Annotated in this window: 10 protein-coding genes and 1 other RNA gene; 5 read left to right on the top strand and 6 right to left on the bottom strand. The window is 43.6% G+C overall.

Going from position 1 to position 16,363, the window contains the following annotated elements:
- The first annotated feature begins 86 nt into the window (after positions 1–86).
- The 3 genes from sucC (at position 87) to K5620_RS12160 (ending at position 4,429) form a co-directional block, all read left to right on the top strand.
- The gene (gene sucC / locus K5620_RS12170; RefSeq protein ID WP_016403617.1) at positions 87–1,253 is read left to right on the top strand and encodes an ADP-forming succinate--CoA ligase subunit beta; all 1,167 of its coding nucleotides are present in this window, start codon (positions 87–89) and stop codon (positions 1,251–1,253) included.
- Positions 1,253–2,125, top strand: a complete 873-nt coding sequence (gene sucD / locus K5620_RS12165; protein WP_016403616.1) for a succinate--CoA ligase subunit alpha — start codon at positions 1,253–1,255, stop codon at positions 2,123–2,125. The genes sucC and sucD overlap by 1 nt, the downstream gene beginning before the upstream one ends.
- A 216-nt stretch (positions 2,126–2,341) precedes the next feature.
- Positions 2,342–4,429: an FtsZ/tubulin family protein gene (locus K5620_RS12160; RefSeq protein ID WP_016403615.1), complete on the top strand. Its 2,088-nt coding sequence runs from the start codon at positions 2,342–2,344 to the stop codon at positions 4,427–4,429.
- A 49-nt stretch (positions 4,430–4,478) separates the two neighbouring features.
- Here K5620_RS12160 and K5620_RS12155 read toward each other — a convergent pair whose 3' ends face one another.
- Positions 4,479–4,631 carry a hypothetical protein gene (locus K5620_RS12155; RefSeq protein WP_016403614.1) on the bottom strand — a complete coding sequence of 51 codons (153 nt, stop codon included), beginning with the start codon at positions 4,629–4,631 and terminating at the stop codon, positions 4,479–4,481.
- A gap of 461 nt (positions 4,632–5,092) precedes the next feature.
- On the opposite strand from K5620_RS12155, the gene pfkA reads away from it, so the two are divergent.
- A complete protein-coding gene (gene pfkA / locus K5620_RS12150; RefSeq protein WP_016403613.1) occupies positions 5,093–6,055 on the top strand; it encodes a 6-phosphofructokinase in 963 nt (320 codons plus the stop codon).
- Between the two features lie 62 nt (positions 6,056–6,117).
- Here the strand turns inward: pfkA and K5620_RS12145 are convergent, their stop codons facing one another.
- Entirely contained in the window at positions 6,118–6,870 is a 753-nt protein-coding gene (locus K5620_RS12145) for a DUF547 domain-containing protein (RefSeq protein WP_040307615.1), read from the bottom strand.
- Positions 6,871–6,968: 98 nt separating this feature from the next.
- Between K5620_RS12145 and ffs the strand changes: the two genes are divergently transcribed.
- An RNA gene (gene ffs, locus K5620_RS12140) (signal recognition particle sRNA small type) lies at positions 6,969–7,065 on the top strand.
- A gap of 227 nt (positions 7,066–7,292) precedes the next feature.
- Here ffs and lepB read toward each other — a convergent pair.
- The 4 genes from lepB to K5620_RS12120 form a co-directional block, all read right to left on the bottom strand.
- Positions 7,293–7,955 (bottom strand): signal peptidase I, encoded by a 663-nt coding sequence (lepB, locus tag K5620_RS12135; protein WP_040307613.1) that lies wholly within the window; start codon positions 7,953–7,955, stop codon positions 7,293–7,295.
- A gap of 86 nt (positions 7,956–8,041) precedes the next feature.
- Positions 8,042–8,377, bottom strand: coding sequence for a hypothetical protein (locus K5620_RS12130; protein WP_016403609.1), 336 nt, complete (start codon positions 8,375–8,377; stop codon positions 8,042–8,044).
- 17 nt (positions 8,378–8,394) lie between these two features.
- The gene (locus tag K5620_RS12125) at positions 8,395–9,747 is read right to left on the bottom strand and encodes a hypothetical protein (protein WP_016403608.1); all 1,353 of its coding nucleotides are present in this window, start codon (positions 9,745–9,747) and stop codon (positions 8,395–8,397) included.
- A complete protein-coding gene (locus tag K5620_RS12120) occupies positions 9,747–16,361 on the bottom strand; it encodes an Ig-like domain-containing protein (RefSeq protein ID WP_016403607.1) in 6,615 nt (2,204 codons plus the stop codon). The genes K5620_RS12125 and K5620_RS12120 overlap by 1 nt, the downstream gene beginning before the upstream one ends.
- Positions 16,362–16,363 lie beyond the last annotated feature (2 nt).

Raw genomic sequence — 16,363 nt, 5'->3', positions numbered from 1 at the left:
TTTGTATTGGGCCTGTTTTTCAGGCCCTTATTCGGAAAGGTGTTCAGCACCTCTAATGTATCCCCTAACACTATGGATAGAACATCATGAATTTGCATGAATATCAGGCCAAGCAATTATTTGCCGACTATGGCTTGCCAGTGCCAGAAGGTTACGCCTGTGATACCCCACAAGAAGCAGCTGAAGCTGCGGGCAAAATCCCTGGCTCTACATGGGTAGTAAAAACTCAAGTTCACGCAGGTGGACGCGGTAAAGCTGGCGGCGTAAAAGTAACGTCTGATAAAGAAGAAATTAAGGCATTTGCTCAACAATGGTTAGGCAAAAACTTAGTCACTTATCAAACCGATGCTAATGGCCAACCTGTATCAAAAATCTTGGTAGAAGAAGCCTCTGACATCGCTAACGAGCTTTACTTAGGCGCGGTTGTAGACCGTGCAACGCGTCGCGTTGTATTTATGGCATCAACTGAAGGCGGCATGGAAATCGAAAAGGTTGCCGAAGAAACGCCAGAGTTGATTCACCAAATGGCTATCGATCCCTTAGTGGGTCCTCAAGCTTATCAAGCGCGTGAGTTAGCGTTTAAATTAGGCCTTGAAGGCGCTCAAATTCGTCAATTCACTAAGATCTTTGTTGGTCTTGCAGAAATGTTTACTGACCACGATTTGGCGCTTTTAGAAATTAACCCGCTAGTGGTTACCGGTAGCGGTGATTTAGTTTGCCTAGACGGTAAAATTAACATCGATTCAAATGCGATGTACCGTCAGCCTAAGCTACGTGAAATGCACGATCCTTCGCAGGAAGATGAGCGTGAAGCACATGCCGCGCAATGGGAGCTAAACTACGTAGCACTGGATGGTAGCATTGGTTGTATGGTTAACGGTGCCGGCCTAGCAATGGGTACTATGGATATCGTTCAACTACACGGCGGTTCTCCGGCCAACTTCCTAGATGTTGGTGGCGGCGCAACCAAAGAACGTGTTACCGAAGCATTTAAGATTATTTTGTCAGACGACAAAGTAAAAGCCGTATTGGTAAACATTTTTGGCGGTATTGTACGTTGTGACTTAATTGCCGACGGTATTATTGGCGCTGTAGAAGAAGTTGGTGTGAGTGTACCAGTTGTTGTTCGTCTTGAAGGTAACAATGCAGAGCTAGGTACCCAACGTTTGGCTGAGTCAGGCCTTAACATTATTGCAGCTACCAGCTTAACTGATGCTGCAGAGCAAGTAGTTAAAGCAGCGGAGGCCAAGTAATGAGCATTCTAATCGACAAAAACACTAAAGTGATCTGTCAAGGTTTCACTGGTGGTCAAGGTACTTTCCACTCTGAGCAAGCTATTGAGTACGGTACGCAAATGGTAGGTGGTGTATCACCTGGTAAAGGCGGTCAAACTCACTTAGGTCTTCCAGTGTTCAATACAGTAAGTGAAGCGGTACAAGCTACTGGCGCAGACGCTACAGTAATTTACGTGCCAGCTCCTTTCTGTAAAGACGCTATTTTAGAAGCAATCTCAGCTGGCATTAAAATCATCATCACTATTACCGAAGGCATTCCAACTTTGGATATGCTAGAAGTTAAAGTGAAATTAGATGAAGCTGGCGCACGTATGATTGGCCCTAACTGCCCGGGTGTTATTACGCCTGATGAATGTAAAATTGGTATTATGCCAGGCCACATTCATAAAGCCGGTAAAGTTGGTATTGTGTCTCGTTCAGGCACACTAACGTACGAAGCAGTTAAGCAAACTACCGACGAAGGTTTTGGTCAGTCTAGCTGTGTAGGTATTGGCGGTGACCCAATTCCAGGCTCTAACTTCATCGACATTTTGGAAATGTTCCAAAACGATCCAAAAACTGAAGCAATCGTAATGATTGGTGAAATTGGTGGTAGTGCAGAAGAAGAAGCAGCAGCTTACATTAAAGAAAATGTAACCAAGCCTGTAGTTTCTTACATTGCTGGTGTTACTGCTCCTCCGGGTAAACGTATGGGCCACGCCGGTGCCATTATCGCTGGCGGTAAAGGTACTGCTGCAGACAAGTTTGCTGCTCTTGAAGATGCAGGTGTTAAAACAGTACGTAGTCTTGCCGATATTGGTAAAGCATTGCGTGAAGTTACCGGTTGGTAATTTTTAACTTAATGCAATAAGGCGCCTTAGGGCGCCTTTTTTATTGGCTAAATTTTGTTAGCTCTTTGGTGGTATGAACGTGGAGATTTGTAAGCGACTTACTATTATCACAATAACCATTGTTAAGGGGCTGAATAACTTGCTTTTAAGCGGGGAATGAACAAGGATGAAGGGATAAAAATAAAATAATTACTAGACTAACGACAAGGATGAACTATGAAGGATTCTCTTCCTATAGAACATTTGTATTACACAGAGAGTAGCCTAGAGAAAATTCTAGGTAACCTCGATAAAGTTAGACAGAATATCTTTCCTAATTTGTCTGAAGAAAAAGACTTATTAGAACAAAGCTTCCCCTCTGTTTGCTTAATTGGCCTAGGTCGCTGCGGATCAAACATAGCACTTGATGTAGCCACTTTGGTATACAACTCCCGTAATCACTATCTTAACGAGCTGGAGTACCAAGACCAACTCGCTCAGGAACGTGAATTTAAACCCATGCGTTGGATTAAAAATCATTTGCCACTGGATAGCGGTAACGGTGACAACCCAGTATTTTTGATTGAACCCGTGGTTCTGGTAGGCGATTTAGATAAAGACATTGCCGGGCGTATTAAGTACTCCTCACAAGCCGGTCGCCAAAAGTTTCTCGATGAATACAAGAAGCTCCAGTTGATGGACTTATCTGAAGTACACGCCGGAGGCGCAGGTAACGCGCCAATTTTAGGCCAGTACTTAGCTAAGATTATTTTAAATAAGGAAACTGCCAGCTTCAGAAACGAAGATTGGCGTCACATTCACTCTTACTTGGTTGACTCTTGCGGCATTAAAGCTAACCAATCGCGCCTTTACTTCTATATATTTAGTGCAGGTGGTGGTACGGGTTCTGGCATGGCATCCGAGTTTGGCCTTGCTCAGCAGTTTTCTTACCTAAGTAAAACCTTTGATTATCAAGTTTCGCCATCTAATCAACCCGATAAACGCGATTCTTTTGTTTTTGAACCAATCTTCACTTCGGGCATTTGTATCCTGCCTAATATCTCGGGTAGCAGTATCGAGGTGTCTGAAGCACTGCATATCAACGCCGGTCGTTTGTTATGTAAGTACCTTTCTGAAGAATGGGATTTCTCGTATAACGTAGAGCGTGAAAGTAACGATACACCCGAAGATGTGATGAAGCGGATTCGCCCTTGGAACTCTATGATGTTGATTTCTAACGATATCATGCGTTATGTAGAGCAAGAAGAAAGCGATAATGGCAAAGATATTGACGTAAATACTATGGAGAAATATGCCAATCAGTATATCTCTCAACAAATATTCAATATCTTAACCGCGCAAGCCGTAACCACTGATTACGACGAAAACTACTTCCGCCGCGCAGGCATTGATATTTCAGAAACCGTGCGCTTAGATGCAAACGATTTGTTCATGAGTATGGCAGGCCCTGTAGCGGTCGCTTACGCAGAGAGCGTGGTAAACAAATCTGTAAATGATGATGTTGATATTGATGAGTTGTTTTTCCGCTCAATAGATTTACCTCACTTCAATCGCGATACTCAAGCTATTGAAGGTATCAGTATTTTACCTATCGAATCGCAGCGTTATAAGCAGTCATTGAAGAAGTATCAAGACAGCCAATATAATGCAGAAGAGCTAAACGACTTACACTTCTTCAAGCATTGTTCGTCGGTAATTTCTATTATCTCTTTGCCAAAAGACTACAAGCTGTCGTTTATGGATTTAAACAAGCTTAAAGTGCATATTAACAAGCTGTTCCCTAACACGACTTTAAAGCGTTATGCCTTGGTAATTGGCGCTTCAGCAAACTTGTCTTTAACAACTTTGGTAGCCAAAAGCCCTTGTTTAAGTGATGACTTTTTGACCTTGGTAGTTGCTTATATTAAACGTTGTTTTGCTAAAGAAGAGTATCGTTATAACGATGATATCGACCAAGCAATACTGCGCTTTATTACCCAAGATGAGTTTAAGCCAGAAGAGTTACAAGAGTTCTTATGGGAGTTTGAAAATCCAGCCAAGATCTTAGATACCAATTGGTATGCTATTAAGCCAATGTATGAGAAGAAATATCGAGAGTTGATTGGCGAAGCTGATAAGTTTGTATCGATTAACGATATTCGTCTGGACTTTAAGAATGTGGAAAATGCGATTAAATATCTGCGTGAAATTTATCGACACCGCATCAGTAAAACCAACATTCTATCTTTGGATAATGATGCCGGCGGAGTTATTCACTTATCGCCAGGGCTGCACTCAATAGAGCCTGTGGCCGAATCCAAATAAACACTAAAAAAGGGGCTTTAGCCCCTTTTTTATGTGTGCAGCAAGCAAATTAGTTATTGGCTAAGCTTTCGCTGTCTAATACTAACTCTAGTGCTTCGGCTGCAAGGTTTTGCTCTTGTTGGCGTAGTAAGTTGTAGTTCTCTACAGCGCGGCGATTGGTCGCTACGTTTCGTTCGATAGCATATTGAAGATCAGTCTTCATGGGATTCCCTATATATACGATGATCAAACTTATGACCTTATGGTCGGCACAAGTTTGAAGGCGCAATGTTACACAAATGTGAAAGAAAGGTGAAGTGTTTACTTTGTGTTTTGAGCCCGTTTGCCGCTTAATTGCTCAAAATAAGCAGAAAGCCAAATTCCTTCTATAATCGGGGGCAAGCCTTGTGATTATACTTGGACAAGGATGAAAATTTGTTTCAAAATGTGGGCGTTATCTGATTAGGGTCATAAAACTTTTACCCTTTGCGTGGCAAAATGCGCGCTCATAAAAACAGTGGGTTGGAATTGTGAAGTCGCCGATTCTAGCGCTGTTAAAAGAATATTTGTTGTTTCGTGCAGCCAAGTTAAGCCAATAAAAGCAAAAAAGCATTAAAAGGCAGGCACGGAGGAATTGTTGAATTATTACGTAAGTTTTGGTCAGTTCAGCTTTGTGAGGGAATGATGGTTAAGAAAATTGGTGTTTTAACAAGTGGCGGCGACGCTCCTGGTATGAATGCTGCGGTACGTGCAGTTGTGCGTAGTGCGTTATCTAAAGATATTGAAGTATACGGCGTATACGACGGTTACATGGGCTTATACGAAGACAACATTAAGAAGTTGGATCGTTACAGCGTTTCTGATGTTATCAACCGTGGTGGTACGTTCTTGGGCTCAGCTCGATTCCCAGAATTTAAAGAACTTGCTACCCGTGAAGTAGCAGTAGAGAACATGAAGAAACACGGCATCGAAGCGCTTGTAGTAGTGGGCGGTGACGGTTCTTACATGGGCGCTAAAAAGCTAACTGAAATGGGTTTCCCATGTATTGGTTTGCCAGGCACTATCGACAACGATATTGCAGGTACTGATTACACCATCGGCTTCGATACTGCGCTAAACGTAGTGATTGACGCGATTGACCGTATTCGTGATACCTCTTCTTCTCACAACCGAATTTCTGTTATCGAAATTATGGGTCGCTACTGTGGCGACTTAGCCATGCAAGCTAGCATCGCCGGTGGTGCAGAATACGTGATTATTCCTGAAAAGGGTTTTGATCGTGAAGAGCTATTAAACAGCCTTAAAGATGGTCAGAAAAAAGGTAAGAAACACGCTATTGTTGCGATTACCGAGCACATCACTAACGTGAATGAGTTAGCTGCCGGTATCGAAATGGCCACTGGTCGCGAAACTCGTGCAACCATTCTTGGCCACATTCAACGTGGTGGTACACCAACCGGTCGTGACCGCGTAATGGCTAGCCGTATGGGTGCATACGCCGTAGACCTTCTACTAGAAGGCGAAGGTGGACGTTGTATCGGTATTCAAAACAACAAGATGGTTCATCACGACATCATCGATTGTATTGAAAACATGAAACGCCCATTCAACGAAGAGTTGTACGACTTATCTAAGTGCTTGTTCTAAGCACTAGCACTATTAAAAAAGCCCGCAATAGCGGGCTTTTTTGTATCTTCAATTCACTGTCATTAGCGATAGTCGTTTAACGACCAATCGTAATCTAGGTAAGATATTTTAGCCTTTTTAACTTGCTCAGGGCTTACGCGTAAATCTGCAGCATACTGGCTTAAGTAGTTATTAAGACCACCTTCAAAGTCACCTTTGTACCATTTGAAAATTGAAGAGAGGTAAAGCCGTTCATTTTCGTCGTCATAATAGTTTTTGTTGCTATGTAAAAACTCTCTAAACGCTTGGATGAGTTGTTGCTCAACGGCTTCGCCAGTAAATGCCACGCTTTGTAGAGGAGGGCAGCTAATAGCAGCACACACCACCGCCGCATGAATGTGTGGATTATTGTAACCGGGTCGAATTAAATCGTGTTCGATATGATCAAGGCTGACTTTTTCGCCAAACAACATAAAGCGTTTTTTCTTCCAAGGGGATTGAAACAAGTTACCTAAATCTCGAATAGAAGTAATGTTAGGGTAGGCGCTAAGAATGTACTGCACGGTATAAGCATTGTAGGCATTAATTAGAAATGCCAGTTGCTCGTTATCAGACCAAGAATCAAATTCACTTTGCGTGATGCTTGCCAATTTGTCTAAATAAGCCTGCAATTCTTGTCGATCAAAGTTGGCGTAGTCTACACGACTCTCTTGATTAGCCACCGGCCAATGAACATATTCTTTAAGCAAACCATCCCATTGCGAGTGATCAAAAGATTCTGCCAAGGCCAATGGTGATGCAATTAAACTAATAAGGATTAAAACTTGAGCAAACAAACGCTTTGCAGGGTTAAAAAGCGTTTTTAGCGTTTGCAAAACCGCAAGGCTTAAGCGAGAATAGCCTCGCTTCTTCGGAAGCTCATCTATGGTGGCCCTATTGGTCCTCCCGCATTGATACTCTGTGAACTCGGCCAGGCCCGGAAGGGAGCAACCGCAGCAGACGACTCGAGTGCCGGGATGTGGCTGGTAGGGTTGCCACCCAATCTTATAAGCTACTAATTTAATAAGATTTCTCACGTTTCTTCCTCTCTAATACTCAGCATATATTTTATTGCAGAAACACATTTAGTATTGGTGTAAATGGCGTTGCTTATTGTTATTAATGAGACAGGACAAGTAAGCCATTTCTTTCAGCTATTTAGTGAGCTAATGTGAATACCCACCTTAATACAGATTTTAGCTTAGTAAGCGCTTAGGCCTTAGTTAACCCACACTAACGTTACCACTCCTACAATATCTTTACTGGCAATAGCGCCAAAGTTTCGGCTATCAAAGCTGAAGGCGCGATTATCGCCCATGGCAAACCACTGTTGCTCATCTAAATGTATGGTTTGTTGGCCTTTGGCTAGTGGTGGTTGCCATCGCAACTGTGGGCAATCCCACGGCTTTTGCTGTTGAGTGAGTAAATGGCCTTGTAGGGTAAACTGGCTATTAGGCGGGGCGACTAAGCGTTTTACGTAGTTTATTTGTTGGTGTGTAAATACTACCATGTCGCAACGCTGTGGCTTAGTGTAGCGATCTACCAAAATAATAGAGCCCAAGGGTAGGGTAGGCAGCATAGAGCCAGAAGGTACTTGGTATAAAGATAAGCCTGAAGCAAAAGCCAACACTAGGCTTAATAAGGTACTGACAGGCAGTAATAGCAACCATAGTAGCCCAGTTTTTATGTTGTGTTTTGGCTGCCTACCTAAATACTTTCTTCGACGTTGCTGCTGACCAATAATCGCCAGCAGTAACAGTAATATGCCAAGGTTTAGGCCCAAAAAAGCTGTTAGCAATATAGGCCAAGATGGGGCAGGTAAGCTTTCTGATATGCCAAAAAGTATTTGTAAGCTGTTACCAAATACACTTATCCATCGCATTACGCCAACAATACTCAGTATTATTGTGGCCGCAAGGCCGCAATAAAGAGTTGTTCTGGGGTGGGGACTCACTTTAGGCTAAAGGTTTAATCGGCGTCATCACAGCCTAACTCAATAGTTAAGGCTTTAATTGGCAGTGGTTCAAAAAAGCTCTCTAGGGCTTCGGCCAGCTCTTCTGCCTCTGGCCCAGCTAGGAATTCTACACTTAGTTTACCTTGCTCAAATTCGGCTTGTTCTACCCATAAGTCGGGAAATTGTTCGAGTATTTCTTCAAAGGTATCACCTGCACCAGCGAGGACCTCATCAAACAAGTCTTGTAGTTTGGCACCAGTGCTATTGTCTTGCAGCAATAGCGCCACTTGCTGCCAAAGTTTGCTTGCAGAGTCGGGGCTGATTAACTGTAATTGTACGGTTTCGCTCATTAAATAATCCTTACTATTTAATCTATTATGATTACGTCGTCGTCTCTGTCTTCCAAGTCCGCATCGTAATATTGCCAGCTTTCTAATTCGCAGATGGGGAGTTGGCTAAAAATTTGATAAATCAATTGCTCTGCCTTATCAGCTTGGCTTTGGTCGCCGGCCTTGTATGAGTCTATTGAGTACCTAATCTCAAAGTGCAGCCCTTCATGATAAGGAGCGGCTAGGTTGATTAAAGAAACATTAACGCTAAAAGGCCACAATTGAGGCCACAGCCTAGCTTGCTCAGGTGCATGCTGCTCTAACCACGCTAGCATTAAGTCTGGCTGGTTGTCTTTTTTATCACTATGGGTAAGTGACCACCAACGAGGAGCCTCTTCTTCACTGTCTATAGGTTCATGTACAAAGTGCTGCTGCCATTGTTTAAATAACTCAGGGCTTATTTTAAAGTGAATTTTTTGGGCTTGGTAGCTACGTAGCCTATCAACAAAAAAACTGTCTCGGTGCTCAATGTCTAGGCAAACCTGCTTAAAAGCAGGGATGTGCTTGGCCAGTGGCAGTAAACAAGCTAATACTTGCTCCCGTGCTTGGTTATAGTCCTGCAAGCGCGGGCTAAGCGTTACCGCATCACTAAACAGCCCTGCGTCGATTAGGCTCCATAAATAACGTTTAAACTGGTGTTCTGCTTGCCTACGGTGAGGGATGTTACGGCTATGCGCTTCTATGGGCAGCAGTTTAAAGGCCGACACTAAATAATCGAGGCGTTTTAACCATAAGGGCGGGCAATGGTTGAACTCTGCGCAGTGCATCCATGAAACAATATTGCCTAAGATATCACGGCACATGTTTAAGGGCTCTATGCTTAACTGCCAGCCGGGGTGCTTAGGGTCGAGAACATTTTCTACGCGGCGTTGTGGGGCAAATTCATCACCCAATAGCCAATCCACCACCGCTAAACGCTGTTCTATACTTTGGCTTTGGTGGGGTTTTGGAGCAAAGGGAGAATAATCGAGCATTAAGCTATCAGCAAAGCGCAGAACATCATCACTGCATATCTCTAGTGGTCGTTTAACTAAATCTTTTATGCCCAAGGTAGGCAGTACCGTTAATAAATAACTGATGCTTTGTTGGTTTATTAACGGATAAAGAGCTAGTAAGTTCTCGACTGCCACTTGACCAAAATGCTTAGGGGCTAGCTCACCAGTAAAATAATAGTGTTTAACGGCCTTGGCTTCGCTGCGTTTAAAACCTGCGTAGTAGCTCTCTAAGTGAATATCCCACAGGCGCTGACGCTCGGCCTGCCATTGCGGGTTACTAATAGTTTGCGCCAGCTCGCTGGCGAGCGACTCTGGTAGGGGAGTAGGTGGTGACATTATTTAACGACCTCTTGTTCTATAATATCGTGGATTTCGGCGATATCTAAGTGGGTGGCTATGCTTGATGTAGCAAGCTGAGTTAATAAGCTGTTGATATTAAAAGCCCTTAATCTATTTGCTTGTTTTTGGATAAAAATCTTTGGGGTGGTACTTGTTTCTTGATTCTTTTTAAGTCCAAAGAAAGGTTCCATATATTTTGCTTCTCCACTCAGTGGCGGAGTGGCTGCGTACCAGCGCGGGCTTTTAGTTTCACTTATTGAGCCGGGTTCTAGAGAGGGTACCGGTTTCGGTTTTTTAGGGTGTTTAAGATCCACGCCCTCGTATTTAAAGTCTTGCAGCCACCAGCGATTTTCTTTTACCGACACCTGTGCCCCGCCTTTTGCTGGCGACCACCATGCTACGTTAGTAGTACTTGCCGACCAGTCTAAAGACATTTGGCGGTGAATTGCCGAGCCATTGCCAGTAAACTTCCAAGGAGTGGGTGGTTGTGATGAAAATTGACTACGCAAGGTAGCAGTATCGCCTTTGGCTTTAAGGCTTTTAGCTTCTACCCAAATCTCTTGTTGGTTTTCATCTTCTAGTAATATATCGATATAGCGAAAGTAAGATTTACCTAATTCTTTATAATTCCCTAATTTACTTTTGTTGAAAATTTTAGTTCTTTCTGACTCATTCACTTTAGGTAAGGCTATATAGCGTCCCAAATCTGAACCGATTACTTTTTCATTCCCTAATAAGCGGTATTGTAATTGGTAGTTGGCCAATAAAACTAAGTGGAACATGGCTCCGTGGCCGCTTATACCAATGGTAGAGTCCTTTTTGAAGTTCTCTTCGGTGAGTTTTGCGTTGGCAGAGTCGGCAAATACTTTGGCTATTTTAAGCCCTACGTCTGTGGCTATTTGACTGTTTAAGCCCTCTCGGTCACCACAGCCTAAACTTTCGGGGGTAATAACTGTATCGCCAATTTTTAAATCGTTGTCTTCGGTATGTGGGTCTTGAGCTGCGCCGCAGGACATTTCCCAACCTAAATAAGTAAATACCGCCATCATTTGAGCAGTGGTGTAACGCGAGTTGGTGCGGCCTTTAAAAAAGTTTCTCAGGGAGTTTTTACCGGCAGCAGACATAATAAATAAGCTAGATCTTAAAAAGCCGCTACTGCCATTTTTAACCAAGTTTTTAATGGTTAATGAATTGTCTAGGCCGCCTAGGGCTGCCTCTCGAATATGCTTAAGCGCTTCGGGAACACTTCGTGCCTGTTTTCCTGTAACGCTTGTAGCCACCTTAGTTAAGCTTCTGCCCAGTGGTATTGCTGCCAATTTACCCACTTGCATTATAGATAACTTAGCGGCGTGAGCTTGTGGAAGTGGCAAGCTAGCAGTGTAATACGGCGTGCCTACTGGCGCAGTTGCTGCTGTGCTAACCGGGCCATCTTCCCACAGCGAGCCCACAAAGGCGAGGTGCTCTACCCAGTTTAATAAGTCATCGCTGCTAGATACCGTTTTAAACATAAACACCATGCCTTCGCGGGCTTCGTCATCGAGGTACATTTGTACCGCTATAGCTAAAAATGGGAGCATGTTTTCTAGCATTTTAGTGTCGCCACTTTTTGCTTTATTGGCTACTTTGCCGATAAAGCCACCCATGTGAACCATCAATTTAGGATTGATTTTCTTTAACATGCGAGTCATGGCTCTTAAAGGTGTGGTAACAAGCTTTAAGGGTTTGGCTAAGGGGAAAATAGTGATTACATTAATGCTGGCTAATGTGGTTTCTAAGCCATCAAACTTTTCTGGATCGTTCGCCAAATACCCTATTTGAGTTATCAGTATTTTTACGTCTTCGATGGGCAGAATAAAGCTCACCGCGCTCATTACCATCTCACTAAACCAACCAGCATGGGCAGTGGGTAATAGCTCTCCGTAAAGGGTGTTTATGCCGTTGCCATTAAGGTAGGCCCTGTCGCGTTGATAGGCCAGTTGCTCGTTTACCTTGGGGATATCTTCGGCTAAAAAGTTTACGTGAAAGTCACTTAAGTTAGTAAACAGGGCGCTGGAGATGATGGAGATATCTTGCACGTTATCATTAAAGCTTACCGCTACCCTTTGGATCTGCTGGCTAGCACCGTTGGCATTCATTAAGCCAGTGCTTTTAATGATGACTTTTTCGGTGCCGGTATTGCCAACGGTGACTGCCTTAGTTATAGAGCCATCTTCAAAGGTGGCTAGTTGAGGTTTGGACCAATCATAAAATTTTAAGCGATTTAGTTGGCCAGTAAAGCCTTTGCCGACCTCTAAAGAATTGTCGCCCAGATCAATGGCTAATTTTTCGTTTGTAGCTAGCGAGTATTGCTGGTTGTTTACCCACAGCTCTATTTTGTTGTTAAAGTGGCGAGCCGAAATTTGATACCAGCTTTTTTCATCTAAGCTGTCAGACTTAATACTTAATTCGCCGTTGGCTGTGCGCACTTGGTAAACCAGTTGCTGACTACTGTTGAGATATAGCTGTTGGATACCATTGCTTAAGTTAACTAACTCACCGGTGAGCTCTTCTGCTTTAAGCTCTAGAGTAAAACCAATGTTGTTAGCTTGGCGCAACGCCGGTAGGGAGTCGGCAAATAAACGGCTGGGCTTGGTTGTTAAGCCATCTACGTGGTTTTGGGCTGTAAAGTAATAGCTAGTACCGGTACCCATTTGAGTATCTTGTATTGGGCTTACAAATTCTGGGTAGAGCTGGTAACGGCCGGTTTGATCGATTTCGATATTTTGATCAAAGCCATTCATGCCGAAGGAGGCGAGTGGAGCAATAGCTGGATTATGAACATTACCTAGTTGTACTTGTACGGTTTCGCCTGCCTCGCCGTAAACACTCACTTCTTGCTGGGTGTAATAGTTAACATTTACCAGGCTGCCGTCGTCACGGGTATGGCTAATAAAACCGTCTTGGCTTTTATCGCCAATTAGTACCGCGAAATGACTATTACCGCTTACCTTGGTGCCAGGTTTATGAACCGCGGAGTAGGGGTGAATGGTAAAACGACTCATGCCCACTTGAGCGGTAAGTCGACCTTGTCCTTCAATGGTAGGCACTGTAAAGATGGATGAGGCAATACCTTGGTCATTAGTTACCACTAGCTCTTGGTTTAAGTAGCCATAGGTACTGTCTAACATAACTTCTACATTAGGCACAGGCTGACCGCTAGGATCAGTAACCAGTAAGGAAATTGGCTGTTGGCTGCCAGTGTATACCGTAGGGCTTAAATCAAGAAACTCCAGTGTTAATGGGTTTACCTCGAAGCTGTAATCTAGTTCTTTTTGACCGACTCTAATTTTAATTGATGCAGGGCCACTGTACTCGGCACCCGTAAGGGTAATGCTAGCCCGACCAAAATCTCCTATAGCGTCATCTTCCTCGATAATATTTACGCTGCCTTCAGTGACAAAGGACAAGCCAGTATTTTTTGCAGCATAGTTGCCGTGAGCGTCTTTGGCTTGAATATCTAGTTTTATCTGGGTAGCTCCACCTACGGTGGCATAACCTGTTTCGGTGACGTAGATATGCTCGGTAACGCCTGGTAGTACAATAACCGGTGCCAGCTTAATATTGGTTTGTTGGTCGTCTACTGACCTTACGCTCACGATAGATTGGGTATTGGCAATAGGGGCTAAGGTTAGCTGGTTTAGCTGTACGCCTTCTTGTGACACTGGCGCTGTAGTGGTTTCTAAACTAGCACTACCGCTAGCTTCCCAGTGCAGCACAGGAGGTGGTAAAGAGTCATTTAATCCATTTATCTCTGCTATGAGCGGCACCGTTGGGTCATCGGCTGTGACATACATTGGTTCGCCAATAAGTAAGGTATCGCCGGCGATTGCGGTATCAACATGTAGATACTCAAAGGCCAGTTCCCATAGAATATTAGCGGCATCTTCATTGGTGTATAGGCGTAAGGCTAAAATATCTTGGGCATTTAATTTACTTAAGGTACTTAGAGAGTTGTCATCGAAAGTAACCTTACCGTTTTCGTTAATGGTGAGTTGAATCTCGCTTTCACCTAAAGCTAATACTAAGGTTTGTTCGCCGTCGACGGAGGAGAGGCGGTCGAAATCAGAGTTAGTTAGGGAATACAAAAGGTTTAGCACATCGTCGGTTGAACCAATAACTGGCCGAGAGTTTTCAAGCAGGTTTTGTTGGCCGTTGGTATTGGTGTCTAGATCGACAGTTTCAGCGGCATTAACCTTAAAATTGTAACGACTGAATTGATACTCCGGCCTGTATAACCATTGGTAAAGCTCTTGTGGTGTATTGGGTTTGATTAGATCGTCTTTATCGTCTGCATTTTCGTAAGCATTGTTTAACTGGTTGTAGACTAACCATTGCTTTAAGTTGGCTTGCTCGTCGTATCTTGGTGTTAACATTGGAACTAGATGGCTTGGTCGGCCATCTAGGTCTTGATTGTTTCCAGAAAAGTCTGGGCCTTCATTTAATGGAGTGCCGGATAGATGTATATAAAAGTGCTCTGGAGGTTCATTTTCACCAGCAAACTTTATAACGTGTGTTTGTTGGTTGGGTCTAATTGAAAAGCTTGATAAGCCTGAACCTGAGGCGTCATTGAGTAGATTGGGGGCAACAATTTTGGCTAGTCGGCCAGATAAGCCGTACATTGCACCGTTGTCGGCACCCAAGCCACTAGGAAGTGGATTATTGTTGGTGTCTAACCATTCGCTATAAACAACTAACTCATCATCTGATGTTAAGCCTACCCCCTCGGCACCAATTAGGTACTCTCTGCTTTCTCCTTGGGTGCCACCACTTTCAACATTGTACTTGCGCTCTGCCCAAATTTTGATGTTAGGTGGGCTTAATACTATTGGGTCTACAATGTTACCGTTGGTGATGGAAGTAAGCTGGGTACGCTGTGTTCCGGTATATCCGGTTGCTCTGTTAATAGCGACGATAGTCACCCATTCACCGGGTTTTAGGTGATTTGACTCGCGTTGCTGGTAGTTTTCGGTATAGCCTGCGGTGCTTGTCCAATCTTCAAATTTTTGAAAAATTGGTGAGTCTGGTCCTACGCTAAATGTACTAGCATTGACACCTCTTAAGGTAACCCGGTAAAAAACTTGCCCATTGTTTAAGCCAATTTGGTGACTTCCCATTTCTCCATCTTTTAAACCTTGACGTTGGACAACGAGTTCTCCAGTGCTTTCTCTGAACACTAATATGTCGGTATTTTTAAGATCTTGCTCACTAATGCTTTCTAACAAGCCATTATTGGTTAGATTTGTTTTTAGGTCTATCAGCCTTATTAAGTCGGGTGGGGACTCTGGGTCTTCATTGGTACTAAACCAAACGGCTTGCAGCTCCGCGGGTTCTCCGGCTAAATCACTGCTAAACCGCTGCGTTATTTCTCCGTCGATGTCTTCGGTAATCCACTTACCGAGCACCGCTTTATCGGGTTTGCCATCGCCGTCAAAGTCGTAGTTTTGTGAAGCAATTTCTTCATGGTTTTTTGGGGTTATTTGGTAACGGGTTTGAGAGGACGTTGCTATAGGGCTGTCATCGGCATTTTGTAACCTAATTTGTCCAGAGATTGACATCATGTCGACCAAAAATGGCACTTTATAGATGGGTATATTTATGTTTTCGAGTATTTGCGTTATTTCACTTTGAACACCACTTTGTAGTAGTCCTGGCCCTAAATTGGGCGTACTCATGCAGTAGTCATAGGTGTTTACTAGCATCCAGTAGGGTAGTTGTGCTGAGCCATTGGGGGTGAAGGCTTGATAATGAATTGGTGCTGCCAATTGCACTGTATGGTGGGTTCCCCAAGGTGAACAATATGGGAGCAAGGTTTGAAAGTAGAAAACTCCGTTATTGTCTGTAATCGCTGCTTCGTGCTCACGACCAGTAACCGAAACTCTTATTCCACTTACTGCGCCATAGGCCTCATGTTGGCTTGGGTCAAATTCGGTATTTGACACATTGCCGTCACTACCGTAATACCCAACTCGAGGTCCTACTGCTTTTTTGTGGGCGCTTAATATTTGCCCTGAAAGGTTGCTAATAAGTGTGACGGCTCCTGGAGGTACGCTGTAGCCTTGGCTTAAATCAAGATCAAACTGGAGTAGGATTAAGCTTGTTGGTTTACTCAGTCTGTCCGCTTGACCTCGTACAAGAACGCTTTTTACTGATTTAAGCAATGTAGGTTTATCTAGCGTAGTTTTATTATCAGCAGCTAAAAATGTCATACTGTTGTATTGGTCTGCCGATAGTAACTCTGCGCTTCGGCCTAAGTCGTTGGCGTGAGCAATCAAATAGTTTTGCAGCTTAAGTTGCTGACTCAAATAATGAGTGGCAGGGATTACCTTAAGTTGTGAACTGGCTTGGGGTAAGTTGATAGGACCAGCTTCGCTACCATCCTCGTTGTACTCTACCCAGATTGCGTCACCATTCTCATCGGTGATCACTGTTTTAGCCAATACATAGCCAGTTTTAAGGCGTGGTTGGACGATACTAGATTGAGAAGCATTACATAAGTTTATGAGCGCTAGCGTTATGATAAACAGGCCAAAACTGCTCATCACCTGGGCTTTGTTAACAAAACCTAAAAACATAT

This window comes from Agarivorans albus (assembly GCF_019670105.1).
GTDB classification, from domain to species: domain Bacteria; phylum Pseudomonadota; class Gammaproteobacteria; order Enterobacterales; family Celerinatantimonadaceae; genus Agarivorans; species Agarivorans albus.
The sequence above is the reverse complement of the archived record's forward strand: the minus strand, read 5'-3'. Positions and strand labels throughout refer to the sequence as shown.

Bases quoted from the DNA above. Each gene is read 5' to 3' on its own strand.
- K5620_RS12160 (WP_016403615.1), top strand. From the start codon at position 2,342: ATGAAGGATTCTCTTCCTATAGAACATTTGTATTACACAGAGAGTAGC.
- sucD (WP_016403616.1), top strand. From the start codon at position 1,253: ATGAGCATTCTAATCGACAAAAACACTAAAGTGATCTGTCAAGGTTTC.
- K5620_RS12155 (WP_016403614.1), bottom strand. From the start codon at position 4,631: ATGAAGACTGATCTTCAATATGCTATCGAACGAAACGTAGCGACCAAT.
- K5620_RS12125 (WP_016403608.1), bottom strand. From the start codon at position 9,747: ATGTCACCACCTACTCCCCTACCAGAGTCGCTCGCCAGCGAGCTGGCG.
- pfkA (WP_016403613.1), top strand. From the start codon at position 5,093: ATGGTTAAGAAAATTGGTGTTTTAACAAGTGGCGGCGACGCTCCTGGT.
- lepB (WP_040307613.1), bottom strand. From the start codon at position 7,955: ATGCGATGGATAAGTGTATTTGGTAACAGCTTACAAATACTTTTTGGC.
- K5620_RS12120 (WP_016403607.1), bottom strand. From the start codon at position 16,361: ATGTTTTTAGGTTTTGTTAACAAAGCCCAGGTGATGAGCAGTTTTGGC.
- K5620_RS12130 (WP_016403609.1), bottom strand. From the start codon at position 8,377: ATGAGCGAAACCGTACAATTACAGTTAATCAGCCCCGACTCTGCAAGC.
- sucC (WP_016403617.1), top strand. From the start codon at position 87: ATGAATTTGCATGAATATCAGGCCAAGCAATTATTTGCCGACTATGGC.